A 25,559-nucleotide genomic window follows, 5' to 3' on the forward strand; every position below is an offset into this window, starting at 1 on the left:
GATTAGTGATTAAAGTTGGATTATTAAATCAAAGCTTATGACTCTTGACTTAGAGGCAAAAAAGGTTCTTCTTAGAAAGATACCTCATGGAATTTTTATTTGTACAGTCCGTGAAGGAGATGAAATCAATGGTTTCACTGCTAGTTGGGTGACTCAGGGTTCTTTTGCACCACCATTAGTTGTTATGGCTGTTAGGTCAGAGGGATCAAGTCATGGCATTATTCAAAGAACCAACCAATTTTCTCTTAATGTTCTTCGGGCAGATCAGAAAGAATTAGCCGCAGTATTTTTCAAGCCACAAAAGGGTCTAGGTGGAAGATTCGAAGCTGCCCCATACAACTTTGGCGAAAACGGACTTCCGCTTCTGGAAGACGCCATAGGAGGCATTGAATGTAATGTTGTAGGAAATGTTGCAAATGGAGACCATACTGTATTTGTAGCAGAGGTTATATCCGCAAAATTAAACGCTGATGGTGATCCTCTAATCCTCTCCGATACCGGTTGGTCTTATGGAGGTTGATTTAGTTTGCCAATAATAGAATCTAGTCAATCACTGTTACTTGATAAAGATAAATTAAAGAGAATTCTATTAACTATTCCCTCAGAACCAGGTTGTTATTTAATGAGAGATAAGAATGAAACTCTCTTATATATAGGAAAGTCAAAAAGTCTTAAATCTCGAGTTAGATCTTATTTTAATACTAATAACACTGCCTTGTCACCTAGGATATCCTTAATGGTAAGACAGGTTTATGATATCGAGTTTATTTTAACTGATAGTGATTCTGAAGCATTAAATCTTGAGTCAAATTTAATAAAGGAGCATCAGCCATACTTTAATATTTTATTAAAAGATGACAAAAAATATCCCTATCTATGTATTACATGGAGCGAAGAATATCCAAGAATCTTTATTACTAGGAGGAGAAGGTTACGCAATAGCGAAGATCGCTACTATGGTCCTTATGTAGACGTCACACTTCTTCGGAAGACACTATTCTTATTAAAAAAATTGTTCCCATTAAGGCAAAGACCTAGAGCTTTATACAAAGATAGAACATGTTTAAATTACTCTATTAACAGGTGCCCTGGAGTTTGTCAGCGACTTATTGAACCTGATGATTATCACAAGACATTGAAGAAAGTAGCTATGATATTCGAAGGAAGGACAGATCAATTAAAAGACTTATTACATAAGCAGATGCTAATACAATCTAAGTTACAAGAGTTTGAAAAAGCAGCCATAATAAGAGATCAGATAAAAGGTATTGAGCAACTTTATGCAGCCCAAAAAATGACTATTCCTGACTCAACTGTAAGTAGAGATGTATTAGGATTGTCAATAGATAGTAATGTTTGTTGTGTCCAGTTATTTCAAATGCGTGCGGGTAAGTTAGTAGGTAGGATTGGTTTTGTCTATAATTCTCTAGAATTAAGAAGTGAATTAATTTTACAAAAGGTATTGGAAGAATATTATAGCCAAATAGATAATGTCACAATACCCCCGGAAATTCTTTTGCAAAGTAGTATCCCTCAACAGTCATATTTTGAGCAATGGTTAAGTGAACTTAGAGGTTCTCAGGTTAAGATTGTTATTCCTAAGAGAAAAGAGAAAGCAGAATTAGTTAAGCTTGTTAAGCGCAATGCAGATATAGAATTAGAAAGAGTAAAAGATGGTCAATCAAAACATCTAATAGAGCTTGAGGACTTAACTCAAGTTCTCGATTTAGCATTTGTTCCTAGAAGAATAGAAGGCTATGATATCAGCCATTTGGCTGGGACTGAAGTCGTAGGCTCACAGGTGGTATTTATAGAAGGTATTCCTGCAAAGCAGCATTATCGAAAATATGCAATTAAAAGCTCTTCAATAAGTAGCGGTCACAGTGATGACTATATGGCTCTTGCAGAAGTTATTCGAAGGCGTTTTAGGCGCTGGTCTAAATATAAAGCTGATGGCCTAGACTTAACAGAATTAAGAAACAAAAAACTTAGTTCATTAGATCCTTTAATAATTACTGATTGGCCAGATCTTATTATGATAGATGGAGGGAAGGGACAGTTGAAAGCTGTTGAAGAGGCATTAAGGCAGTTAGGCCTAGACTCTGATATAAATGTCTGTTCTCTTGCTAAACGAAATGAAGAAATCTTTGTACCTGGATCTTACAATAAACTAGACACAGAGAAAAACCAACCAGGCCTATTACTGTTAAGAAGATTAAGAGATGAGGCTCACAGATTTGCTATAAATTTTCACAGAAAAAAGCGTTCTTTATCTATGAAACGTTCACAATTAATTGATATCCCTGGTGTAGGTCCAAGACGTATTAAGAGCTTACTGGCACATTTTAAATCTGTTCAAGCAATTCAATTAGCTACAGAAAAAGAAATCGCATCTGTGGAGGGATTAGGTACTGAAACCGCTTCAATTATTTTCAAATATTTTAATCCTATAGAAAGGGATATTGTTTAAAATAATAATATACGTTTCTTACGTAAAAGAAAATTTATTATTACATGACATAGATTCAAATCTATTATATCTTATATTTATACCCTTTAAATCCTATGACTTTGCCTCCTGAGGCTTACTTATGGTTTAAGTCACTCCATATAATTGGTGTAGTAGTCTGGTTCGCAGGGCTTTTTTATCTGGTAAGACTTTTTATATATCATGTAGAGGCTAAGGAATTAGATGAAGAAATAAGAGAAGCCTTTTATAATCAATACTCTCTTATGGAGCTTAGATTAGCCAATATCATCACTACTCCAGGAATGATTCTTACTGTTTCTATGGCTACAGGCCTAGTTGTTATGGAACCAAGCTGGCTTACGGAAGCATGGATGCAGTTTAAGTTGGGTTTTGTCTTTCTTTTATTGGTTTATCATTTTTTCTGCTATAGATTAATGAATCAACTTAAAAATAATAAATGTAATTGGTCAGGCCGCCAATTAAGGATACTAAATGAGATGCCAACCCTACTATTGGTTTCTGTTGTTCTATTAGTTGTTTTTAAATCTAGCTTCCCTACTAATGCAGCTACATGGTTTATTGTTCTTTTAATTATACTTATGGCTCTATCCATACAGTTCTATGCAAGATATCGTAGATTATCACAATCTAAATAAGGCAATAAATGTCCGATCAATTACTTCTTCTAAGGGAAGTTCTAGCTAATATCGATGAGAATAGCTGTCCAAAAAATATAAATCTTCATTGTCATACTCTCCTTAGTGACGGAAGTTTATCACCTATAGAGCTTATCTCACAGGCCTATTCTATTGGTTTAAGACATATTGCCGTAACAGACCATCATACTGTGGACTCATTTTCAATCATAACTAATTGGCTCAAAGATAATAACCATTTACCATCTTTACCATTTTTTTGGAGCGGTATTGAGATTAGTTGTTTGCTTAAGGGGTGTCTTGTTCATCTGATCGGTCTGGGATTCAATACTGAATCAGAGTTCATTAAGCCATACATATTAGGTGATGCTCCTAATGGCAATTTCTTACAGGCTAATGTTGCTGTTAAATCTATTCATGAGGCAGGAGGCATATCTATATTGGCTCATCCCGCAAGATATCGTCTTCCCTATAGTGAATTAATTAAGGAGGCCTTCTCTATTGGATTTGATGGTGTTGAAGTATGGTACGACTATGACATGTCAGTTGACTGGCGACCTAGCCGATTAATTTGCAATTCAATTAATTCACAAGTAACAGCCTTACAAATGCTTAAATCATGTGGTACTGATACACATGGCCTTTCCCTACTTGGAAGATAACCTTTTACTTTTTAGAACTGATCATCTTCTATTAACCTCTCAGATCTTGTTATTAAGCCCTTTAGCTTATTTGATTCAGTATTATTTATATTGTTCCATAGGCCTCTATTGACAGCTTCTAATAATCTTTCGGACATATCTCTGAGAACCCATGGATTTTCTTTTATTAGAAACTTTTCTATAGATTTATCAAATAACCACCGATTAGCAATCTCTTTGTAACACCAATTTGGAACACATTTAGTAGTAGCATCATAAGCAAATAAGTAATCTAAACTTGCTGACATTTCAAAGGCACCTTTATAACCATGATTCATCATACCTTTAATCCACTTAGGATTTAGTAATCTGCTCCTTACTACCTTGTCAATCTCCTTATTAAGAGTATGAACTTTAGGCTTAGAATATTTAGAATTATCAGCAAAATATAGATTTGGCTTTTTGTTTGATAACTTTTCCACAGCACTTGAGAGACCACCATGAAATTGGTAGTAGTCATCAGAATCTAATAAATCGTGTTCTCGATTGTCTTGACTATGAAGAACAACTTGTACTCTTTCTAAGCATTCGATTAAACTAGATTTACTTGCTACTTGAGTTTCTGAATCTTTATAAACCCATTTACTCCAGTCCATGTAGACCTTTGCAAGATCTTCTTGCTCCTCCCAGTTGCCCAAATTAATTAATTCCTGAAGTCCTGTTCCATATGTCTCTGGAGCTGAACCAAAAACTCTATCTTTGGCACCACCATTTCTTATCGAGGAAGCCAAAGGATTGAATTCCTCAGGTTCATCAAGCTCACCGACAATAGCTGTTGCTCTTGTTATTAAATCTATTAAATTAGGAAATGCATCTCTAAAAAGACCTGATATTCTAACTGTTACATCTACTCTAGGGCGTCCTAATACTGAGCAGGGGATTATTTCAATATCGACTACTCTGCGACTAACATAATCCCAAATTGGCTTTACTCCCATTAATGCAAATATTTGACCTATTTCTTCACCACCATTCCTCATTGTTGATGTACCCCATATAGATAATGCTAAATGAGATAAGTTCTCACCATATTCTAAAAGATATAGATCTAATATTTTTTGAGCACTGCGTTTACCTAAGTCCCAAGCAGATTCTGTAGGAAGACTTCTTAGGTCAACACTGAAAAAATTTCTACCAGTAGGAAGTACCTCAGGCTTTCCTCTTGTAGGAGCTCCTGATGGACCTGCCTCAATCCTTTTACCTGCTAAAGCATCTAATAACGAACCCTTTTCTTTAGAAGGTGAGTCTACTATTCTCTTTAATACTTTATCTTTGACATAAAGTATTAAAGAATGATTTGACTTTTCGTCTAAGAAATTTCTAATGAGGTTATTTATTGGACTATTTTCATTTAATATACTTTCTAATCCATAGGTCTCCTGGTATATTGTCGCTATTATGTTATAAGAGATAAGATTCAGAGCAGCTATGCCATCACCTTTTATTCTTAATTTCTTATCGTAATAGAAACTTAGTTTATCAATATCACTTTGAACTAGTATTTCAGACTCATTATCTGTCCATGGATCTAGTTCTAAATCTAGAAAATCACTTAGTGATTGTGATAGGCCTAATCTTTCAAAGCTAGGTGCTAGAGAGATTGAAAGAGCTAGCTCAATTACTTTATAGGGATTAAGCTCTTGTCCAAAGACATGTAACCCAGTTCTAATCTGCGCTTCTTTAAGTTCACATAGGTAAGCCTCTACTTCTGATAAACTATCCTCAAATGTTACCTCCTGTATTTTTTTATCTAATCTACATAACCCTTCATAGTTAATATTGTTGTCCTTTATTAGGGCTTTAAGTTTTAACTTAATATCCATAACACGGTCAGATGAAAACATAGTAGCCTCATGATATTCATCTATTAGAGCTTCTATTTTGGAAAGTTCACCATACAGTCCAGCCCTTCCAAGAGGTGGAGTTAGATGGTCGATTATTATTGCTTGTGTTCGTCTCTTTGCTTGCGACCCCTCTCCTGGATCATTAACTATGAAAGGATATATATTCGGCAAAGGAGGTAAAGCAATTTGAGGGAAGCAATCATCACTCAGACCTATACTTTTTCCTGGCAGCCATTCTAAAGTTCCATGCTTACCAAAGTGAATAATGCAATTAGCATTAAATCTTAGACTAATCCATAAATATTGGGCTAAATAATTATGGCTCGGTGGCAGATCAGGAGAATGAATATCATTTATATTATCGAAATCATGACCACGAGATTGCTGTATTAATATACAGACATTACCATTTTTAATTCCATGAATGGGAAAACCATTTTTTTCAAGGTCTTTGCTTGCAATTGGTTCTCCCCATTTTTCAATAACCTTTTTTCTGCTGTATAAAGTTAGTGTTCCCCACCATCCTAAATAATCTTCTAATGATAAATAATCTAAAGGTGCTTTTTGGAGAGATTCATTACTGTTAGTCCGTTTAGATAATATTTGTTTGATTAGTTCCTTACTATTCTTAGGTATATTGTTCTCATTTAATGTATATCCATTTTGTTTTAGCCAGGACATTGTCTTTACCAAACTTAGAGGTGTATCGAGTCCTACTCCATTTGCAATTCGTCCATCTTTAATAGGATAATTCGCAAGAACTATTGCTATTTTCTTTTCATTATTATTTAGATAATAAAGATCTATAGTTGATTTTATGTATTTAATCAACCAAGATATTCCTGATTTATATGGTTTGTATTTCTCTATCTTTGAATAGAGATCTTTGTTTACAGACTCGAATTCTCTGAAGGCAACTATTCTTGTATTTATTTTGCCATCTAACTCAGGTAGTACAATTTGTAACGAGAAATCTAACGGTGATAGTCCTCTATGGGATGATTTCCATTCTTCTTGGGATCTTGTACTAGTAAGTAATTGTAATAATGGCTTATTTATTTCATCCCATATTAATTTACCTTCATATACTTCAGAAAATTTAACGCTTGCAAACGCTGTCGCAGTTAATATACATGATACTCTTTCTTGTTTAAAAATCTTGAGTATTTCTTGTTGTACTCGTAATTTCTTTAAGCTAGTTACCCATAATACTCTGGGGACTAAATTGTTTTTTCTTAGAGATTTGTTTATTTCAACTGCTATCTCTTGATTTCCACTTTGTAATGTTGACAGGTAATAAATTATACCGACTTTTGGACCTTGTTCATCTTGCCAATCCCATTTAGTCGGATCTGCTGGTTTTTTGAATGCTATTTTTGAAGGATCTATTTCTTTTTTATTTAGTATTAATCCAAGTATTTTTAAAACTGTATTGATATTTTCAGTACCACCTAGTCTGAATAATTCACCAATCTTAAAAGTAACATCTAATTCTATATTACTTAATTCATTTAACTCTAATTCATGTTCTTTAGTACCAGAAATTACAATTAATTTCCGGGAATTATTTTTTTCTTGCCATTTTTTGAGTTGATCTAGCCCGTAGGACCAGTGTCCCTTACCTCCTAATAGCCTTATAAGGATTATTCTTGAAGACTCAGCTGTTGTTGTAAGATAATGATCTATTTTTGCTTGGTGATTAAGATACTCAAGGGGCAAGGCTCGTATTCTATTTTTCCATTTAGCATTAGCTTTATAATCTAAAGCAGCAGCAAGTGTTGATATATCAGTTCTTGCACTCGTTAGAAGAAGTACAGGAGCCTCTGGCTGCTGTACTAGAGTTATATCTTCTGTTGTCTCTTCTCCTGGGATGCTTGCTATTCGATGCATTGATTCATTATCCTTAAGAGATAGCTATAAAAAAGCATTAGAAAGTGAGAAAATGGATATCTTAGGAATCAACCCTGATGCATAATTTCCTTCCATACGCTTGGTTTAGAGGGGAATGTGTTCCTTTTGAGAAAGCAAAGCTTTCTATTGCTACTCATGCTCTTCACTATGGTACAGCTGCCTTTGGAGGCATGCGTGCCATTCCAGATCCTCTAGACCCTAATAATTTTCTACTTTTTCGAGTAGATAAGCATGTAAAAAGACTCTGCCAAAGTGCCCAACTTTTGTTAACTGACCTTAAATATGAAGATGTCTATGATGCCTTATCTAGCTTTATTAAAGCTAACAAACCAAAAAAGCCAATTTATATAAGACCTTTTGTTTATACAAGCGATCTTGGTATTGCTCCAAGACTTCATGAGATTGAAACAGATTTTTTTATTTATGGTTTAGAACTAGGGGATTATTTATCCCCTGAAGGTGTTACATGCAGAATGAGTAGTTGGACTAGGCAACAGGATTGTTCACTGCCTCTTCGTGGAAAAATAAGTGGTGCCTATATTACTAGCTCATTAGCTAAAACTGAGGCTTCACTATCGGGCTTTGATGAAGCACTATTGTTAAATGCTCAGGGTAAAGTTAGTGAAGCAAGTGGAATGAATCTTTTTATAGTTAGAGATGGAAACCTTATTACACCAGGCGTTGATCAAGATATCTTGGAAGGCATTACCAGGGCAAGTGTGATTGAAATTGCAAAAGATCTTGGGATTGATGTTATTGAGAGGCCAGTAGACAAGACCGAACTCTTTATTTCTGATGAAGTATTTCTTACTGGAACAGCAGCTAAAATAACACCTGTAAAAAGAATTGAATCATCAGAGCTTAATTCTTCCAGACCAATTATGAAAAAGCTAAAAGATCGTCTTTTGTCTATAACTCAGGGTCAACCAGATAAATTTGACGATTGGGTGACCAGAATAAATATATATGAATAGTATTCCGATATTTACTCTTATTAATCCATTTGGAAGTTCTACATAAGAAAACATGGATTTTATTAATCATTTAAAAAAAAGGAACACAATATTAGTATTTGATGGCGGAATGGGAACAGCATTGCAATTACAGGAACTAAGCAAGGAAGATTTTGGAGGAAGTCAATTTGAAGGTTGTAATGAGTATCTACTTATCTCAAATCCAAAATCTGTTGAGAAGGTTCATAGAAGTTATTTAGAAGTTGGTTGTGATGTAATTGAGACCAATACCTTTGGCGCAACTTCTGTTGTATTGGCTGAATATGGATTGGAAAATAAAGCTTATCAATTAAACTTAGCAGCCTCAAAGATGGCTAAAACTTTAGCAAAAGAATACTCAACTATAAACAAGCCGCGTTATGCAGCAGGCTCGATTGGTCCCACAACTAAACTCCCTACATTAGGCCATATAGATTTTGATGATTTAACGAATAGTTACCAGGAACAGGTTGAGGCATTAATTACTGGAGGTATTGATCTTGTACTTGTAGAAACCTGTCAAGATGTTTTACAGATTAAATCGGCATTATTGGCTATTAGTTTAGCTGAAAAAAGTTTAGGAATAAAAATACCAGTAATGGTCTCTATTACAATGGAAACTACTGGAACCATGTTAATAGGCACAGAGATATCTGCAGCATTAACTATACTTGAGCCCTTTAATATCGATATCCTTGGACTTAACTGTGCAACAGGCCCAGAGGAAATGAAATCCCATATTCAATATCTATCATCTCACTCTCCTTTTATTACCAGCTGCATTCCTAATGCTGGCTTGCCAGAAAATATCGGCGGTAAAGCACATTATCGTTTAACTCCAATAGAACTAAAGATGCAACTTATGCATTTTATTAAGGATTTAGGTGTTAAGGTTATTGGTGGATGTTGTGGTACCACTCCAGAACATATTAAGGGTTTAACTCAGTTAGTAGAAGAAATAACTAATTCAAATGATCAGAATTTGCCATCGATAAAAAAAATAGCAACACAACCTTCAGCTTCGTCTATATATGAAAAAATAAGTTATCAACAAGATAATTCCTTTTTAATAGTTGGAGAAAGGCTTAATGCTAGTGGCTCTAAAAAGGTTCGAGAGTTACTTAACAAAGACGACTGGGATGGACTTGTATCATTAGCTAAAGGCCAATTAAAAGAAAACGCGCATATTTTAGACGTTAATGTTGATTATGTTGGTAGAGACGGAGTTGCCGATATGAGTCGATTAGTTTCAAAACTAGTAACTAATGTAAATATACCTTTAATGCTTGATTCAACTGACTATGAAAAAATGGAAAGTGGTTTAAAGAAGGCTGGTGGTAAATGTATACTTAACTCCACTAATTTTGAAGATGGTCCGGATAGATTCTTTCAGGTTTTACAGCTTTGCAAAAGTCATGGTTCTTCTGTAGTAATTGGAACGATAGATGAAGAAGGTATGGCAAGGACGGCTTCTAAAAAATTAGATATTACTAAGCGTTCTTACAAAGAAGCAACTTGTTTTGGATTAAAAGATAGTGATATTTTCTTTGACCCACTTGTCTTACCTATTACTACTGGTATTGAAGATGATAGGCTTAATGCTAAGGAAACAATACTGGCTATAAAAAATATTAAGTCTCTATATCCTTCGGTTCATCTAATCCTTGGCATATCGAATGTTAGTTTTGGATTGAACCCAGCTGCGAGAGTAACACTTAATTCTGTATTTTTGAATGAATGTATTAATTCTGGTCTAGATTCTGCTATTATTTCTCCATCCAAGATTCTTCCATTAAGTAAAGTTAGTGAAGATAACTTAAAGATATGTTTGGATTTAATATATGACAAAAGAAAATACCGAGATCATATATGTATATACGATCCCTTAACACAATTAACTAAAGCATTTGAAGGTGTTTCAGCAAAAAGTAAATCATCTAGTGATGACTTAAGTAAACTACCAATAGAAAAACGTCTTAAAAGTCATATAATAGAAGGAGAAAAGGAAAAATTAAGAGAAAACCTCTTAATAGCTCTAGAGGGTTATAAACCACTTCATATCGTAAATACTTTTCTTCTAGATGGAATGAAGGTTGTTGGAGAATTATTTGGATCTGGTCAAATGCAATTACCTTTTGTACTTCAATCTGCTGAAACAATGAAATATGCAGTCTCAATCTTAGAGCCATTTATGGAGAAAACTAGTGATAGTAAATCATCCAAAGGAAAATTTATTATTGCTACAGTTAAAGGTGATGTACATGATATAGGTAAAAACTTAGTTGATATTATTCTAACCAATAATGGCTATGAAGTGTTTAATTTAGGAATAAAGCAAGATGTAAACTCTATTATAAAAGCTCAAGAAGGTATACAAGCAGACTGTATCGCTATGAGTGGCTTGCTCGTGAAGTCTACAGCATTTATGAAGGATAACCTACAAGCTCTAAATGAAGCTAATATCCAAGTACCTGTAATTCTTGGCGGAGCTGCTCTTACTCCTAGATTCGTTAATACTGATTGTAGTCAGGTTTATAATGGAATGGTTATCTATGGAAAAGATGCTTTTACTGACCTTAGATTTATGGATGCTTATATGGAAGCTAAAATTAATAACCGCTGGGACAATAAGCTAGGTTTTCTAGATGGTAACCCTGATAATTTATCAATTCCTAATCCTTCAGCCAGTAAAAATCCCGACTATATTAATGATAATAAAACTATCAAAATAACTACAAATAGTTTAAAAACAAAAGGAACTCTGCAAGCCAATACTAGTAGATCTAATACCATTCTTAAAGAGAAGCCTATTGTTCCCCCTTTCAAAGGAAATCGTATCCTGAATTCCCAACAATTGGATCTTTCGCAATATTCATTTTATTTAGATCGTAATGCACTTTTTTCTGGACAATGGCAATTCAAAAAGAAAAAGGAACAATCTCGCGAAGATTATGAACAGGATCTTATTGATACAGCAGAGCCTATTTTAGAATCATGGATAACTCGCATACAGGAACAGAATCTAATTTCACCATCTTTAGTTTATGGCTATTTCCCTTGTGCTCGAGTCGGAAATTCTTTAAAAATTTATTCTCTAACCTCCCATCAATATTTAGGAACATTTACTTTTCCTAGACAGCGATCAGGCAATAAACTTTGCATTTCAGATTATTTTAATGATCTGGAAAATGACAGACCAATTGATTATTTGCCTATGCAAGCTGTCACTATGGGAGAAGAAGCTAGTATGTTCGCTCATAAACTTTATAAGGAAGATAAGTACACTGATTATTTATTCTTTCATGGTCTAATTGTTCAATTAGCTGAGGCATTGGCAGAATACTCTCACTCTATTATCAGAACTGAGTGTGGATTTGCAGGTTTAGAGCCAAAGAATATTAAAGATATACTTGCTCAGAGATATAGAGGCTGTAGGTATTCGTTTGGTTATCCTGCATGTCCAAATGTAGGTGACTCTAGGCTTCAGTTAAAATGGCTTGAAGGATCAAGAATTGGATTGAGCATGGATGACAGCGATCAACTTCATCCCGAGCAAAGCACAACTGCAATTATTGCATTGCATAGCCAGGCTAAATATTTCAGTGCTTAAGTAACTTGCTTCTTTTTATTCGCTACAAAGCGTTTCTAAAGTTTCAATAACTTCTTGTTGAAACTCTTCCATTACATCTGAGTCGCTGAGGTCGACTCCTTCCCCAGCTGCATTTTGAGTAAGTTCTTGAAAATGGAATGCTCCTTCTCCATTTGCCAAGAACTCCATCGCTAGCGTTTCTCCACTTTCACGAAAGGCATCGCACAAAGCTAGAAAAGCTGCGTCTTCAGAAAACTCCCACTCCATTTAAGAGGCATTACTGATTGATCTTTAAACCCTTGCCCCCCGCTTTCGTCAACCTTATTTGTGCAGAATGTGTTAGTAATTTGTAATTTGATATTAAGATAGCTCTTTGCATTATGGCTTCAACCCATTCCAATAAAAGGGATTTAAACGTTTTAGGAGAACCTTTAAAGATTTGTGGTTGTAAACCCATGACAGGTTGGTTTAGAGACGGGTTATGCAAGGCTGACGAAGCAGATCTGGGAGAACATACAATTTGCGCTGTAATGACTGATTCATTCCTCTCATACAGCAAAGCCCAAGGCAATGATTTGTCGACTCCTATGCCCGAATATTCGTTCCCTGGGCTTCGGGAAGGTGATCATTGGTGTATTTGCGCTCGTCGATGGGTTCAGGCTTATGAGGATGGCGTAGCCCCCCAAATCAAACTTGAGGCGACGCATCAATCAGTTTTGTCTATTATTTCTCTGGATGTCTTGAGCAATCACATGGCATAATATCTTGAGTAACAAGCCATAGTTGCGATTGATCGACCATTTGGAAATTTTTAAATTTGCTGAACATTAAATGAATTATTTATAAAAACATATATATTACTTTTAGAGATCTTATTTTCGTCTCATACCACCTACTTGACAGTGACTAATGAATTTTACTGGAATAAAGCTATAACGATATCTAAAACTGCCATTGAAGCTAAATCACTAGTACCTTTAAAAACTAATATTGAAAACTTAATTACGTCACCAGATTACTTATTTGAACTTAAATCTTTAATAACTAATTTTGTAGATAAAGATAATAACTTTGGCCCAGCACAAAATCCCTTTAGCCCATGGGATCCAAATTTAGAAATAGCAAATATTTCTAATAATCATATTTTAATTTTAAATAAATTCCCTGTACAAAAAGGACATATGCTTCTTATTACAAATAAATGGGCTCCTCAGAATGGATGGTTAACATTAGAAGATTTCAATGCTTTAGAATTAGTCAATAATGATACCACTGGTTTATGGTTCTTTAACAGTTCCCCTTTGGCAGGTGCCAGTCAGCCACATAGACATCTGCAACTTCTAAGAAGAGAGCAAGGTTCAGCTTCATGCCCAAGAGAGAAGTGGTTTAAGGACTTATTATATTCTAATTCCTCTAGCAGTTCATTATTAACTAGAAGCTGTAAAATCAGATCAAACCTATCTACTAAAGGATTCAAGGATATACTCTATCAAAATTACCTTGAATTAGCATTTAGTTTAAACTTAGGCTCCCCCAATAGTAATAAAAAGCCCTCATATCCTTATAATTTATTAATTACTTCAGAATGGATTGCACTTATAAGAAGGTCCAGAGAATGTATACATGGTTTTAGTCTTAATGCACTAGGTTTTGCTGGGTATTTGCTATCTAAACCCGGATCTGACACCAAATGGTTATCAAAGAATGGACCCATTAAGCTATTGGAGGGTGTTGTAGACCCTCTATAATTTTATTCTTATATCTAGCTTTCTGGTACATTCAAAGTATCTCTATCAATCTGAATTTTTAGTGTTTCTATAGAAGCATTAATAGCTGCTATTCTTCTTTCTAGAGAGTCTCTATAGTATGAAAGCATTTCAAGCTTTCTCTGTTGAAAATAGATTTTTCTCTTTTCTCTATTAATACTACCACCACAAAATTCAGAAATAATCATAGCTATAGGTATATTCCCTAACATACTACTAAATTTATAACTTTAATGCGAGCTTGCTTTATAAAGTCTCTATACCTAAATAAATAGCCCTACTAATTAATAGTTTCCTACAACAATATTGCCCAAGCTTTTAATAACAGTTACTCCTTTAGCCTTTCAATATGTAAAAAGAAACCTAAGTTTTTTAATAAAGACTAAATGCCAACTAATCTTTGTAAAGTTGATTAATGAAAGTGTCATCCTCTGGGAACGATGGATCTCGTCGAATATCCGTTGATCTCCCTAATGAAATAATAGAACGTTTTGACGAACTAAAGCAGCAATGGGGTTTACGAAGGAGAGGGGCTGTACTTGAAAGATTGCTTGAAGAGCTACTTTGTGATGAGGTCGACAATGTTGATGGTTCAGGCAACTCTCTTTCTCCCGAGGAAGGTCTTGAGACTAAATCCTCTATACCTTTCGATAAAGATAATCATATTTCTGAGGAGTACAACGAGGAAAACGCAATTGTATTAATTAGTTCGTCCGAAATTGAGTATACAAAACTAGGATCTCAAGAGAATAAATCCTTTGACCAGGTTTCTCAAGTCAAGAGATCTGTTAATTCAACACCTGGAATAGATCTGCCAGGATTCGTACGTACTAAAACCAAGAACTTAAGGGCCAGTCTTGGGCGCACATCATCCACTTCATCTTCTTTAGACCCTGTTTTACATAACGTAAATGAAGAAGAAGTCTCTAATTGCCTAACTGAAACCATGAATCACTGGATCTCTCTATATGGCAGCAAACCTAAAGATAATGTTTTAGAGGCAGCAATGATTTGGTTGGCACGTGATATATGGTCACACATAGATGGGACAGAGAATCGACCATTTACTTGGAAAGCGGCAACCTTGCAGATGAGCCAATACTGTAGTGGCTGGAAGAATCTTGAACCGAAATTTGATCGAATTATTGTATTAGCAGGGGTTCTCGAGGATCCATTTGCTACTCATACTCTTAAAAATAGAATTCCAACATTAGTTAGACGATTTGTAAATAGCTTTAAACGAAGGCATAACGTTACCTCCTTTCAAACATTGGAATCTACTATGACCATCCATGGAGCGCTCAAACTACTCGACCTTCCCACTGCGGCTGGAGCATCATTATCATTATCCACTATCCGTGATTCATATAAAGTAAAGGCAGTCGCTAATCATCCAGATGCCGGGGGATCGACAGAGACAATGAGACGAATCAATGAAGCCTATCAACTCCTAAAGGAACTCTACAGAAAGAAGTGAATCAACTGTCTTAGACTAGACTTAGTAGTAGACTAATAACAAGTCTAACCTAAGATTATAGAGTCTATTGCTGGGCTAGTCTGATATTGGTTAGACTCACAAGCCTCGCATGAGTCTAGTAATGAGTCTTATTGCGATAATCATCTGGTTCTCTTGAGATTAGATAAAAGCCTTTTCTTTTAAATAGAAATGTCAAATGCATGGTAAATGCCACCTTAATGAAAATAGAATTATGGTTAATTCCAATCGTATGGATATCCGTCCACTTTTTGTCCAAATAAAAAGGCATCTTCAAGACCTCTTTGTATAAAAGCGTTTTACTCTATGAGTAACTGTTATATATACAGTTACTCATAATCTAATTGCTCCAAAGAGAGGCTACCAAGAGCAACTACCTAACATTTATCTAGCTGGTATCAATTTAGACTTTTTGTAAGACTTAGGTTTAGACTCATAAGAGATAAGTGGGAAGCCTTGTTGATTAGATTCGAGGTTTTACTTTGAAACTCTGTACGAGTTCTTTCAGTATCCGATCATGAACAGGATTGATCTCTGTTTCCTTTAAGGTCTCCTTTTTCTTTCTATAGGTAAGCCTAAAAGCAAGACTAACTTCTCCGCTGTCAATATTCCCACCTTCATATCTGTCAATCAGTTCTACGCTTTCAAGAAGTGGGGTACCAGTTTTCATTATTTTTTTTATTATGTCTCCTGCTAGATACTCTTTAGATACAATTACAGCCATATCCCTTTGCATATGAGGCACAGTTGCAAATTCTTTAAATGATCTCAACCATTTGTTCCTCCTCGCTGCAGCTTCTAGCATTGCATCCATAGACACCTCGAAAAGAAATGTAGACCTATTTATATTTAATTTGTTGGCAAGCTCAGGGTTTATTTGTCCAAATACCCCAAATCTTTTTCCCTCAAGAATTAGTTCAGCTGATCTTCCTGGATGTAATCTTTCATCATTTCTCAATGGTCTATCTTCTACATTAATTTTTAGTCGGTCAGTTAACTGAGTTATTTTCCCTCGAGCAGTGTAGTAGTCCATATCCCTCTGCTTTCCCTCATTTGTCCATAATTCCATTGATCTATATCCCGTAATAGCTCCAGAAAGTATAGATTTTTGGTAAATTTCTTTTTTCTCAACCGTGTAAACATTACCTATTTCAAACACCCAGCATGCCTGTTTACCTGAATCTATATTTCTCTTGCAAACTTTAAGATGTTCTTCCCATAGATTTGTTCTTAAGTGACTTGTTTCTGTCAATAATGGATTTGATATTGCTACCATTTGTTCATTAGTTTCATCTTTTGGTACAAGTGAGAAAGACACAATTTCCTGTAATCCATTATTGATTAGGCAATTTCTAATCGTCCTTTCTAAGCTCTGCTTTGGTCTAAGATATCCTGGCTTTATAGGATCAGGTAAATTAGCGTCAAATTTATCATAGCCAATTAACCGTGCTATTTCTTCAATTAAGTCAATTTCTCTCTGTAAATCGTTAGATCTATTTGCTAATACAGATACTTTCCAACCTTCTTCTATACATTTGATTTCACATCCAACTTTCTTTAGAGAATTCTCTATTTCATTGTCAGTTAAATTTCGTTTTGTATAATTATTATCAGGCGGATCTTGTATTGAAGTTCTCTTATTTCCGCTTTTATTAGAACTTGTAACTTTTAAAGCTCCAAGTATATTATGTATTCTGTCTCTCCTTAATTTTATCTCATAATTGTTAGGCGTTAAATTCTTAGAAATAAATCCATCTGATACTCTACACTTAAAGCAATCATTGTATAACTCAACAGCTCTATTTACAGCTTTTAATGTTATTTGAGCTGAAATACCCTTTTCATATCTACTACTAGAATCGGTCCTAATACCGATCTTTCTAGACGATCTTCTTATTGATGTTGAAGTGAAAACGGCTCCTTCCAGCCAAATATTTTTAGTATGTTCATTTACAGACGAACTCTTGCCTCCTATTATACCAGCCACTGCTATTGCTTTATCACAGCATGTTATTACATGTGATTCATGATTTAACTCATACTCGTTATTATCTAGAGCCAATAATGTTTCTTTTGCTTTTGCCCTCCTCACTCCAAAGTCATTCTGTGTAACCTCTTTATCAGTTAAAATGTTTAACTTATCAGCATCAAAAGCGTGCAATGGCTGACCTTGTTCCAGCATAATATAGTTAGTTATATCTACAATTGCATTGATAGATCTAATTCCAGCTTTTTCTAGTCTATTTTTCAACCAAAGTGGAGATTTCTTTTTACCGTCTACTCCCTCTAAATAACTTAAGCTATATATTTCTTTAGATGATATTGCCTCTTCACTAAGGTCCTTTGGTTCAAATATTTTAAATTCGACTAACGACTTAATTTTCGGGAGATTTAATTTAGAGTCTGTTATTGCGGACAACTCGCGTGCCAGGCCAACCATTGACATGCCATCTGGTCTGTTGGCCGTAATAGCTAAGTCCAGTATTGTGTCGTCCATCCCCAGTATTCCCCTTGGGCTAGAGCCTATTTCAGGAATTTTCAACAAACTGTCTTCTAAAATCTCTATACCATCCGTATCTGATTCAAGGCCAATCTCTCCCAATGAACAAATCATTCCTTCACTCAGTACACCTCTCAGTTCGCTTTTTTTTATCTTTAGGTTTATCGGTTGTAGATAGGCCCCTTCTGTCGCGACAAGTACATGTACCCCATCTCTTACATTTCTAGCCCCACAGACTATTTGGAGAGACTTCTTTGTTCCTATGTCCACACGACATATTTTTAATTTGTCAGCATTTGGATGTGGTAGCACCTCCTCAACCTTTCCAACAACAATCCCCTTTACCTTGAGCCCAAGATCAATTTCTTCCTCTACTTCGAAACCAGAAATTGAAAGCTTTTCAGCAATTTCAGCAACATCCATACTGGTATCTACTAATTCCTTTAACCACGAGAGAGAAGCCTTCATATTGAACCCTGTAATGAGTTGATCCTACTTTTAAGAAGTATTTTTTAAAAAGAGCTCGTTAGCTTGTAAGATTGAATATCGTCATCAATCATCTCTCTAGCGAGATTAGATCCTTATGGCTAAGAAGGGTACAAGGGTAGTTGTCACCTTAGAGTGTACTGAGTGTAGGACTGTCCCCCCTTCGGAGAAGAGATCTCCAGGGGTTTCTAGATACACCACAGAAAAGAACCGACGGAATACAACTGAAAGGTTGGAGCTCAAGAAGTTCTGTCCACAACTCAATAAGATGACTATCCATAAAGAAATCAAGTAGCTCTTTTAACCACACACCTTTTTAATATGCCAAGTTCAGTTTTTAAAAAAAAGCTTTCACCAATCAAGCCTGGTGACCCTATTGACTATAAGGATGTTGAAACACTCAAAAAGTTTATTACCGAGCGCGGGAAGATCCTTCCAAGACGTCTTACAGGCTTGACTGCCCAACAACAGCGTGATCTTACAGTCGCTGTTAAGAGAGCTAGAATAATAGCTTTGCTTCCTTTCGTTAACCCTGAGGGGTGAATATTTCTCATTATTATTAATTGGGCGCTAAATACTTAATATTTTAATAAAATGACCAATGTATATAGTGAAGTAGTAAATAAAGACTATATACAATCAATCTTAAACTCATCAGTTAATTTATCTAGTACAGATTATAAGGACCTAACTCACCTTAAAACCTATACTATTGATGATATAGATTCAGCAGAAATAGACGACGGAGTATCCATAGAGTATCTAGATAATTCAACTAAAATCTGGGTTCATATAGCTAGTCCAGCAGAATATCTTAGTTTTGAAGATCCAATAGATATAGAAGCATCGCTAAAAGCAGCAACATGTTATTTGCCAGAATCTCCGGAATATATGTTGCCTAATGATTTAGTTACAAAATTGCTAAGTCTTAAACCAGGTAGAATTAGTGCTGCATTAAGTGTCAGTGCTGAGATTAATTCTGCAGGTGAAATTGTATCTTCAAATTTATACAGGACAATTATAAAACCCACTATAGCCTTAACTTATGAAGATGCTGATGATATTTTAGACTTACAGCCTTTTGAAGAAAAGGAATTAATAGATCTAAGTATACTAATGGGAAATAGACGTAGCTATAGGGTTAGTAAAGGTTCAATAAATATAGAAGAAGAAGAAGGTATTTTTTATTTTCAGGATAATGTTATAAAGCATAAAATTAAGGATGTTACAAGATTAAGAAAACTTGTTAGTGAATCAATGATTTTATTTGGTTATATATTGGCTGATTTTTCAAAGACTAATAAAATATGCATCCCATTCAGAGTCCAGAATCAACAAAATATAAGCATAAATACCAGTAAAGCCAATAACTATATAGATAAGCACATTTGTAATTTTCTAATTAAGAACCAATTGTCTAAGTCCTACATAAGTCTCACCCCTGAAGCACATACTAGTCTTGGCTTACCTGCTTATGTACAAGCCACATCTCCTTTAAGGAGGTACATTGATCTTCTTACACATTATCAAATACTTAATTACCTTAAAGGCATTAATCAAATATCTGAGGATTTAGTATTAGAGAGAATAGATTTATTTAATTTAAGACATAAGCAAGTTATTCAACGCTTTCGTTCAGCTAAAAGACAATTATGCCTTAATTGGCTTGATCAATCAGAATATAAAGATTGGGAATCTGTTTTCTTAAAGTGGTTAAACCCTTCTAAAAATTTAGCCCTAATATATATTCCTAAGTTAAGAATTGACCTCAGTTGCAACTTCATTAATTCAAATAACCCAACATTAGGAAGTCGTATAGTTGTTTCAATTAAATCTATTGATACTCAAAAAGATTCTATTATGCTCAAGGTTTTATAGAGAATTTATTTTAATACAATTTTTTTTCGCTAATATAGGTATTATATTAAAAATCAGATTTTAGAATTGATATGAATATAACCATAACGACACCATTATATTATGTTAATGACAAGCCCCACTTAGGAAGTACATACACAACTATTGCTTGTGATGCCTATTCTCGCTTCCAACGCCTTCAAGGAAATACAGTTGAATTTGTTACTGGAGTCGATGAACATGGCCAGAAAATTCAACGTACAGCTCAATCTCATCAAATCACTCCACAAGTTCACTGCGATAAAATATCATTAAACTATAAGGAATTGTGGAAAAAATGGGATATTACTTATACAAGTTTCATTCGTACGACTTCTCCCAGCCATCAAGAGTTGGTTAATCAATTTTTCGACAAAGTAGTTAAATCTGGTGATATTTTATTAGGTAACCAACAAGGTTGGTATTGTGTAGGATGTGAGGAGTATAAAGATGATCCTCCTGATTCTAAATCTCCCTGTTGCCCTATTCATTTAAAGCCACTTGAGTGGCGTGATGAAGAGAATTTATTCTTTGCACTTTCAAAGTATCAATCAAAAATAGAATCCCTAGTAGCGCAACCTTCTTTTATACAACCTCTATCCCGAAGAAATGAAATTCTTAATTTTGTTTCTAAAGGCTTACGTGATTTTTCAATATCTAGGAAAAATGTTGAATGGGGCATACCTGTACCAGGATATAAAGGCCATACTTTTTATGTCTGGTTTGATGCTCTGCTTGGTTATTTAAGTTCACTACTTCCTATGCAAAATAAAATTAACCTTGCAGATTTAAGCCACTATGGTTGGCCAGCAAGCGTCCATGTTATTGGAAAGGATATCCTTCGATTTCACGCTATTTATTGGCCTGCAATGCTTATGTCTGCAGGTTTAGAACTACCTAAAAAAGTCTTTGGTCATGGATTTTTAACAAGGGAAGGGCAGAAAATGGGTAAATCCTTAGGTAATATACTGGATCCAGAATTGCTTCTTGAACAGTATGGAAAAGATCCTATTAGATGGTATTTATTAAGTGACATAAGGTTTGGTCAGGATGGTGATTTTCAACAAAAAAGATTTCAGGACCTTGTTAATAATGATTTGGCAAATACTATTGGGAATCTTTTAAACCGTACCTCTACAATGTCTAGAAAGTGGTTTGATAATGGAACACCTGATTTCGACATTAATCTAGAAGATTCTAACCTTAAGTTACTAGCTCAAGAGTCAATAACTTCTTCATTGCTCGCCTATGAGGAATTTGATTTTAAAACAGTCTGTGAGACAGTTATAAAGTTGGCAACAGAATCAAATGTCTACTTAAACAATACTCAACCATGGACTTTAATCAAAGAGCCTTCTAATAAAGAACTAGTAGGATATTATTTATATAATGTTCTTGAGTCTTGTCGAATTATTGGATTGCTTTTGCTCCCTATAATCCCTGATACTGGTAGTTCTATATTAAATCAGTTAGGATATACAGAACAAATAGATAATTGGTCTGACCATATTAAGTGGGGAGTATTATCAAAAGGTTCTATTCTTCCTAAGCCTACTCCAATTTCCAAAAAAATAGAGGAATAGCAAAGATGTTAAAAAGCTTTTCCAAAAAATATATTTTAAAGTTTTCTGCTTTAATATTTATATTTTTTTCTATTGCATCTTGTACACATAGCTCTCAAGACTCTAACGATTACCTATATTCCATCAATAAGTTTAATTTAAATCAGTCAGATGCAGAAGGCAATAAATTATTTGACCTGACAAGCCCTAGTGCAATTATTGACAATGTTAATAAGCAAATAGAAACTTCGACAGCCAACATCATAATTTATAATTCAAAAAAGCCATTATATAATATCAAATCAAATAGCTCTAAGATTAATGACAATGGAAAAATTATGTACCTTGATGGAAATGTCAAACTCCAAAATATAGAAAACAAAAATATATTTATCAAATCTACTAAAGTTGAATGGCATACGCAGAAATCTTCAATCAATTTTTTAGGAGATGTTTTCGGTAATTTCAATACAACATCTATTCGTTCGAAAAGGGCAACTTATAATCTAAATCTAGAAAGAATAACATTTTATGATATTTATGACTTTAATATCATATCCGACAATTCGAGAAAAAAGATATTCAAAGTTTATGCTTCATCAGCTATTTGGGATGGTAAGTCTGGTACATTCGAATTTTTCACCAACGATCAACCAGTCAAAAGCCAAGTTTTTATCCCTATTTAATTTTATTATCAATTAAGCATTTAGTAAGTCTATCGCTCCAACCAGTAATCCATTTCTCATCCGATTTCGTAAAGCATCTGGCACTCCATCCTCCAACTACAAGATAACCATTGTCTAACAGTGGCACAATTATTACCGCTGGGAGGTCTTTGACAATTGGATCAAATTCTGTTTTTCCAGGGTAGAACTTTGTGTTTACAAGAGATATTAGTGACCCTTTTGACTTTGCCCTTAAGCAAACTTCTTTAGGCTCAAACTTGTCTTGTGTTATTAAACCTCTTCTTAGGATAGTTTCACCATCCCAATAAACGAGTACTGTAGAAGCTGCTGTTGCAGTTAGTATCATTTGACTTCCCCATGCTAACTCGAATTTATTTGCCGAATTTATTGTCTCTTTAAGGTAGAAGCCTTCATTAGAAGATAGGTCGCTTCTTTCTTCCTTTTTACTACTTACGCCTTTGGATAATAGATAAATCAATATTATTAACACAGATGACAATGCGGATAGAATTTCAGATCTTTCTAGCGCTGGCGTTATCTCAGTCGTAGTAATGTAATTTATTATTGTAAGTAAGGAGAATAGGATCCCGACTATTAGAACGAGTATCATTGGCATACATACCTTCTAGAAGACTAATCTTCTCTTTGTTATTATATTATAATTCTTTACTGGTAATCTACCCTTCTCTAATTTTTATTTAAAACTGTAGACAAAATTGCCTCATAGTGCCAAAATATATATACTTTGCCAGAAGTACATTGGACTTACGAAAAGTATTGATAAGAATCTTCTGCTTTTGTTTCTTTGCTTCGTTAATCATTCTTAGACCCTCATTAGCAGAAGCAGATACTCCTATACCTTTTTTCTCTAATAATACAAGTACATATTTAGGGGCACTAAATTATGAGGAGTTAGAGAAAACTTCTCTTAACAACCCAGTAGTTGATCCTAATTTTAATGTTCTTAGAAAAAAAGATATGAATACCACTCAAGCCACTATTTTAGTAGGAGGAGTTCTTGTTTTAGCAGTTGCAGCTCCATTAGCAGCCTGGTGGTATTTTTCAAAATAATATCCAATTAGACATACATTAATTTATCTATTTTTACATAGTCTCATAGTGGCATCTCTACAGCAGAGTAGACTTACATTAGTTTCAGGTCCAGTTAAAAGTGGCAAGAGCAAATGGGCTGAACAAATCCTTCAAGACTATTCTAATGTCACATATGTAGCAACACTATTTTCAGATAAAGAAGATATAAACTGGCTAGATAGAATATCTAAACATAAGCAAAGAAGACCATCCTCTTGGAAACTAATTGAAAATATTATTGATCTTAACTCTCTTTTTGCAGGTATATCATCCAATGAACCAATTCTCATTGATTCTTTAGGGGGCATTATTTTAAAATATTTAAATTATAATGACTATGAATGGACAGCGATAGAAAGTCAATTTTTACGCCTAGTTCAAACCTTTACAAATCATATAGTTCTAGTTATAGAAGAGGTTGGTTGGGGAATTTCTCCTCCCACTATCGAAGCAAATTTATTTAGAGATAGGCTTGGAGAACTCGTACATAAGTTGGAGTATATAGCTCATGATAGTTGGCTAGTTCTTCATGGAAGAGCTATTAACTTAACCGATATCGGATCAACTATCCTTTTATGAATGTTAAGCCTCACCATTTAAAAGTTGCATTGTTTGAGCCTAGAATCCCTCAAAATACTGGTAATATTGGGCGAACATGTGCAGCATTTCAAATACCACTGCATCTTATCAAGCCTCTTGGATTTTCTTTAGATAGCAAACTTTTGAAAAGAGCTGGACTAGATTATTGGGATTTTATTGATTTAACAACACATGAGAATTTTTCTGCTTTTAAAATACATATCTCAGATAAACGGCTTATTGGATTTAGTAAAAAAGATGGTATCCCATTGAATAAAATAACTTTTAAACCTGAGGATGTTTTGCTTTTCGGAAGAGAGGATACTGGCCTGCCCGAAGATATAAGAGAAGCCTGTGATTTAATGGTTTCCATTCCTATGCCTGGCAAGGCAGATTCGGATGGAAGTAATGGGGTTAGAAGCCTTAATCTCTCTTCTGCATGTGCAATAGCTTCTTATTCAGCGCTTGTTGACCAGTTAAGTTAGCTTTTCTATATTTTACGAACATAAATAGTTCCCAACATCATTAAATTTATATTCCATATTCAATAAATTTTCTAGTTGTTCAGCACAAGGCCCACCAAATCTAGCCTAGAAGGCTGATTTAAAGCTTTTCCTCTGATTCGTTCTGATATTACTTTTGTAATTTGACACTTAGTATTATGATAGTTTGCGGCATATGCCTGTCAGTGTAGCTCAGCTGGTTAGAGCACAGCATTCATAACGCTGAGGTCGAGAGTTCAAGTCTCTCCACTGACATAATCTTTAAGTCTAGTGATAATTCATTAACCTTCTAACTTTAAAATAAATGTTATAAATTATATCATTAGCTTTTAGTTTTACTTCCCAAATAATTCTTTCCAGAATAAATCCTTGTTTACTTCTATTTTGATGACTTAAGGTCATTCCTAATTACTTCATCTCGACATTATTCTGATTTTCTTGAATAGAATTGATAGCCTCACTTTCCTTTTTTGTTAAAAACCTATTACCTTCTGAAGGATTTTGAATATTACTATATATGGTCTGAGATACATTTCTTTCTTTGTCTTCATTGGCTTTTATCTGTTTTGATTCTTTATTTTTATTATCTACTTTATTTATTTTCTTATCTTGGGTTTCCTTTTGATTATCTCTAATCAATGGATAGGACTTTAATTCAGTCAAGAGTTGAGATAGTAGCCTGTAATGAGATAGTGAATTATATTTTTTTAGTATTGTACTATCCCAAAAAGATTTTTTCATTTGTTGGTATCCTAAGGTAGGACTACGGTATCGGATTCACTAAACATATTATCTACCCTTAGATTATATGCTATTTTTCCATAAAGCTGT

23 protein-coding genes and 1 tRNA gene are annotated in these 25,559 nt (G+C 34.5%); 18 read left to right on the forward strand and 6 right to left on the reverse strand.

Annotated elements, in window-relative coordinates; all coding sequences use genetic code 11:
• The first annotated feature begins 37 nt into the window (after window positions 1-37).
• The 4 genes from P9211_RS04295 (at window position 38) to P9211_RS04310 (ending at window position 3,788) form a co-directional block, all read left to right on the forward strand.
• Entirely contained in the window at window positions 38-520 is a 483-nt protein-coding gene (locus P9211_RS04295) for a flavin reductase family protein (RefSeq protein WP_012195434.1), read from the forward strand.
• A gap of 6 nt (window positions 521-526) precedes the next feature.
• Window positions 527-2,470 carry an excinuclease ABC subunit UvrC gene (gene uvrC, locus P9211_RS04300; protein WP_012195435.1) on the forward strand — a complete coding sequence of 648 codons (1,944 nt, stop codon included), beginning with the start codon at window positions 527-529 and terminating at the stop codon, window positions 2,468-2,470.
• Window positions 2,471-2,565: 95 nt separating this feature from the next.
• A complete protein-coding gene (hemJ, locus tag P9211_RS04305) occupies window positions 2,566-3,126 on the forward strand; it encodes a protoporphyrinogen oxidase HemJ (RefSeq protein ID WP_012195436.1) in 561 nt (186 codons plus the stop codon).
• Window positions 3,127-3,134: 8 nt separating this feature from the next.
• Window positions 3,135-3,788, forward strand: coding sequence for a PHP domain-containing protein (locus P9211_RS04310; protein ID WP_012195437.1), 654 nt, complete (start codon window positions 3,135-3,137; stop codon window positions 3,786-3,788).
• An 11-nt stretch (window positions 3,789-3,799) separates the two neighbouring features.
• Here P9211_RS04310 and cobN read toward each other — a convergent pair whose 3' ends face one another.
• Window positions 3,800-7,561 carry a cobaltochelatase subunit CobN gene (gene cobN, locus P9211_RS04315; RefSeq protein ID WP_012195438.1) on the reverse strand — a complete coding sequence of 1,254 codons (3,762 nt, stop codon included), beginning with the start codon at window positions 7,559-7,561 and terminating at the stop codon, window positions 3,800-3,802.
• A 77-nt stretch (window positions 7,562-7,638) separates the two neighbouring features.
• Here cobN and P9211_RS04320 point away from each other — a divergent pair, with 77 nt between their 5' ends.
• Entirely contained in the window at window positions 7,639-8,556 is a 918-nt protein-coding gene (locus P9211_RS04320) for a branched-chain amino acid transaminase (RefSeq protein WP_012195439.1), read from the forward strand.
• A 52-nt stretch (window positions 8,557-8,608) separates the two neighbouring features.
• Window positions 8,609-12,184 (forward strand): methionine synthase, encoded by a 3,576-nt coding sequence (gene metH / locus P9211_RS04325; protein ID WP_012195440.1) that lies wholly within the window; start codon window positions 8,609-8,611, stop codon window positions 12,182-12,184.
• A gap of 15 nt (window positions 12,185-12,199) precedes the next feature.
• Here metH and P9211_RS04330 read toward each other — a convergent pair whose 3' ends face one another.
• Window positions 12,200-12,430 (reverse strand): hypothetical protein, encoded by a 231-nt coding sequence (locus P9211_RS04330; protein WP_012195441.1) that lies wholly within the window; start codon window positions 12,428-12,430, stop codon window positions 12,200-12,202.
• Window positions 12,431-12,543: 113 nt separating this feature from the next.
• Between P9211_RS04330 and P9211_RS04335 the strand changes: the two genes are divergently transcribed.
• Together P9211_RS04335 and P9211_RS04340 are read left to right on the forward strand one after the other, a co-directional pair.
• Window positions 12,544-12,924 (forward strand): DUF2237 family protein, encoded by a 381-nt coding sequence (locus tag P9211_RS04335; protein ID WP_012195442.1) that lies wholly within the window; start codon window positions 12,544-12,546, stop codon window positions 12,922-12,924.
• Between the two features lie 141 nt (window positions 12,925-13,065).
• Entirely contained in the window at window positions 13,066-13,911 is an 846-nt protein-coding gene (locus tag P9211_RS04340) for an ATP adenylyltransferase (protein ID WP_012195443.1), read from the forward strand.
• 14 nt (window positions 13,912-13,925) lie between these two features.
• Here the strand turns inward: P9211_RS04340 and P9211_RS04345 are convergent, their stop codons facing one another.
• Window positions 13,926-14,117 carry a hypothetical protein gene (locus P9211_RS04345; RefSeq protein ID WP_041391513.1) on the reverse strand — a complete coding sequence of 64 codons (192 nt, stop codon included), beginning with the start codon at window positions 14,115-14,117 and terminating at the stop codon, window positions 13,926-13,928.
• Between the two features lie 227 nt (window positions 14,118-14,344).
• Here P9211_RS04345 and P9211_RS04350 point away from each other — a divergent pair, with 227 nt between their 5' ends.
• Window positions 14,345-15,406, forward strand: coding sequence for a molecular chaperone DnaJ (locus tag P9211_RS04350; RefSeq protein ID WP_012195445.1), 1,062 nt, complete (start codon window positions 14,345-14,347; stop codon window positions 15,404-15,406).
• A 481-nt stretch (window positions 15,407-15,887) separates the two neighbouring features.
• On the opposite strand, the gene pheT is transcribed toward P9211_RS04350, so the two are convergent.
• Window positions 15,888-18,392, reverse strand: a complete 2,505-nt coding sequence (pheT, locus tag P9211_RS04355; protein WP_012195446.1) for a phenylalanine--tRNA ligase subunit beta — start codon at window positions 18,390-18,392, stop codon at window positions 15,888-15,890.
• Window positions 18,393-18,507: 115 nt separating this feature from the next.
• Between pheT and rpmG the strand changes: the two genes are divergently transcribed.
• The 5 genes from rpmG to lptC all read left to right on the forward strand — a co-directional run bounded on the left by rpmG (window position 18,508) and on the right by lptC (window position 22,554).
• Entirely contained in the window at window positions 18,508-18,705 is a 198-nt protein-coding gene (gene rpmG / locus P9211_RS09320; protein WP_012195447.1) for a 50S ribosomal protein L33, read from the forward strand.
• Between the two features lie 26 nt (window positions 18,706-18,731).
• A complete protein-coding gene (gene rpsR / locus P9211_RS04360) occupies window positions 18,732-18,953 on the forward strand; it encodes a 30S ribosomal protein S18 (protein ID WP_012195448.1) in 222 nt (73 codons plus the stop codon).
• Window positions 18,954-19,004: 51 nt separating this feature from the next.
• Complete coding sequence (locus tag P9211_RS04365; RefSeq protein WP_012195449.1) at window positions 19,005-20,288, forward strand: ribonuclease catalytic domain-containing protein; 1,284 nt, start codon at window positions 19,005-19,007, stop codon at window positions 20,286-20,288.
• 71 nt (window positions 20,289-20,359) lie between these two features.
• Entirely contained in the window at window positions 20,360-21,889 is a 1,530-nt protein-coding gene (metG, locus tag P9211_RS04370; RefSeq protein ID WP_012195450.1) for a methionine--tRNA ligase, read from the forward strand.
• A 5-nt stretch (window positions 21,890-21,894) separates the two neighbouring features.
• Window positions 21,895-22,554, forward strand: a complete 660-nt coding sequence (gene lptC / locus P9211_RS04375) for an LPS export ABC transporter periplasmic protein LptC (RefSeq protein ID WP_012195451.1) — start codon at window positions 21,895-21,897, stop codon at window positions 22,552-22,554.
• Here lptC and P9211_RS04380 read toward each other — a convergent pair.
• Window positions 22,547-23,170, reverse strand: coding sequence for a cofactor assembly of complex C subunit B (locus P9211_RS04380; RefSeq protein ID WP_012195452.1), 624 nt, complete (start codon window positions 23,168-23,170; stop codon window positions 22,547-22,549). The genes lptC and P9211_RS04380 overlap by 8 nt on opposite strands.
• A gap of 143 nt (window positions 23,171-23,313) precedes the next feature.
• On the opposite strand from P9211_RS04380, the gene P9211_RS09100 reads away from it, so the two are divergent.
• The 4 genes from P9211_RS09100 (at window position 23,314) to P9211_RS04400 (ending at window position 24,983) form a co-directional block, all read left to right on the forward strand.
• Entirely contained in the window at window positions 23,314-23,625 is a 312-nt protein-coding gene (locus P9211_RS09100) for a hypothetical protein (RefSeq protein WP_049750858.1), read from the forward strand.
• A gap of 48 nt (window positions 23,626-23,673) precedes the next feature.
• Window positions 23,674-24,225, forward strand: a complete 552-nt coding sequence (locus tag P9211_RS04390; protein WP_012195454.1) for a bifunctional adenosylcobinamide kinase/adenosylcobinamide-phosphate guanylyltransferase — start codon at window positions 23,674-23,676, stop codon at window positions 24,223-24,225.
• The gene (locus P9211_RS04395; RefSeq protein ID WP_012195455.1) at window positions 24,222-24,710 is read left to right on the forward strand and encodes a tRNA (cytidine(34)-2'-O)-methyltransferase; all 489 of its coding nucleotides are present in this window, start codon (window positions 24,222-24,224) and stop codon (window positions 24,708-24,710) included. The genes P9211_RS04390 and P9211_RS04395 overlap by 4 nt, the downstream gene beginning before the upstream one ends.
• 199 nt (window positions 24,711-24,909) lie before the next feature.
• Window positions 24,910-24,983: transfer RNA gene (locus tag P9211_RS04400), tRNA-Met, on the forward strand.
• A gap of 153 nt (window positions 24,984-25,136) precedes the next feature.
• Here the strand turns inward: P9211_RS04400 and P9211_RS04405 are convergent.
• Window positions 25,137-25,469 (reverse strand): hypothetical protein, encoded by a 333-nt coding sequence (locus P9211_RS04405; protein WP_012195456.1) that lies wholly within the window; start codon window positions 25,467-25,469, stop codon window positions 25,137-25,139.
• Between the last annotated feature and the right edge of the window lie 90 nt (window positions 25,470-25,559).

It is taken from the genome of Prochlorococcus marinus str. MIT 9211 (genome assembly GCF_000018585.1).
Taxonomy (GTDB): Bacteria; Cyanobacteriota; Cyanobacteriia; order PCC-6307; family Cyanobiaceae; genus Prochlorococcus_D; species Prochlorococcus_D marinus_B.

What these genes read in the sequence shown, in the direction of transcription:
- P9211_RS04295 (WP_012195434.1), top strand. Translation starts at nt 38, where the DNA reads ATGACTCTTGACTTAGAGGCAAAAAAGGTTCTTCTTAGAAAGATACCT.
- hemJ (WP_012195436.1), top strand. Translation starts at nt 2,566, where the DNA reads ATGACTTTGCCTCCTGAGGCTTACTTATGGTTTAAGTCACTCCATATA.
- P9211_RS04310 (WP_012195437.1), top strand. Translation starts at nt 3,135, where the DNA reads ATGTCCGATCAATTACTTCTTCTAAGGGAAGTTCTAGCTAATATCGAT.
- cobN (WP_012195438.1), bottom strand. Translation starts at nt 7,561, where the DNA reads ATGCATCGAATAGCAAGCATCCCAGGAGAAGAGACAACAGAAGATATA.
- P9211_RS04320 (WP_012195439.1), top strand. Translation starts at nt 7,639, where the DNA reads ATGCATAATTTCCTTCCATACGCTTGGTTTAGAGGGGAATGTGTTCCT.
- metH (WP_012195440.1), top strand. Translation starts at nt 8,609, where the DNA reads ATGGATTTTATTAATCATTTAAAAAAAAGGAACACAATATTAGTATTT.
- P9211_RS04330 (WP_012195441.1), bottom strand. Translation starts at nt 12,430, where the DNA reads ATGGAGTGGGAGTTTTCTGAAGACGCAGCTTTTCTAGCTTTGTGCGAT.
- P9211_RS04335 (WP_012195442.1), top strand. Translation starts at nt 12,544, where the DNA reads ATGGCTTCAACCCATTCCAATAAAAGGGATTTAAACGTTTTAGGAGAA.
- P9211_RS04345 (WP_041391513.1), bottom strand. Translation starts at nt 14,117, where the DNA reads ATGATTATTTCTGAATTTTGTGGTGGTAGTATTAATAGAGAAAAGAGA.
- P9211_RS04350 (WP_012195445.1), top strand. Translation starts at nt 14,345, where the DNA reads ATGAAAGTGTCATCCTCTGGGAACGATGGATCTCGTCGAATATCCGTT.
- pheT (WP_012195446.1), bottom strand. Translation starts at nt 18,392, where the DNA reads ATGAAGGCTTCTCTCTCGTGGTTAAAGGAATTAGTAGATACCAGTATG.
- rpmG (WP_012195447.1), top strand. Translation starts at nt 18,508, where the DNA reads ATGGCTAAGAAGGGTACAAGGGTAGTTGTCACCTTAGAGTGTACTGAG.
- rpsR (WP_012195448.1), top strand. Translation starts at nt 18,732, where the DNA reads ATGCCAAGTTCAGTTTTTAAAAAAAAGCTTTCACCAATCAAGCCTGGT.
- P9211_RS04365 (WP_012195449.1), top strand. Translation starts at nt 19,005, where the DNA reads ATGACCAATGTATATAGTGAAGTAGTAAATAAAGACTATATACAATCA.
- metG (WP_012195450.1), top strand. Translation starts at nt 20,360, where the DNA reads ATGAATATAACCATAACGACACCATTATATTATGTTAATGACAAGCCC.
- lptC (WP_012195451.1), top strand. Translation starts at nt 21,895, where the DNA reads ATGTTAAAAAGCTTTTCCAAAAAATATATTTTAAAGTTTTCTGCTTTA.
- P9211_RS04380 (WP_012195452.1), bottom strand. Translation starts at nt 23,170, where the DNA reads ATGCCAATGATACTCGTTCTAATAGTCGGGATCCTATTCTCCTTACTT.
- P9211_RS04395 (WP_012195455.1), top strand. Translation starts at nt 24,222, where the DNA reads ATGAATGTTAAGCCTCACCATTTAAAAGTTGCATTGTTTGAGCCTAGA.
- P9211_RS04405 (WP_012195456.1), bottom strand. Translation starts at nt 25,469, where the DNA reads ATGAAAAAATCTTTTTGGGATAGTACAATACTAAAAAAATATAATTCA.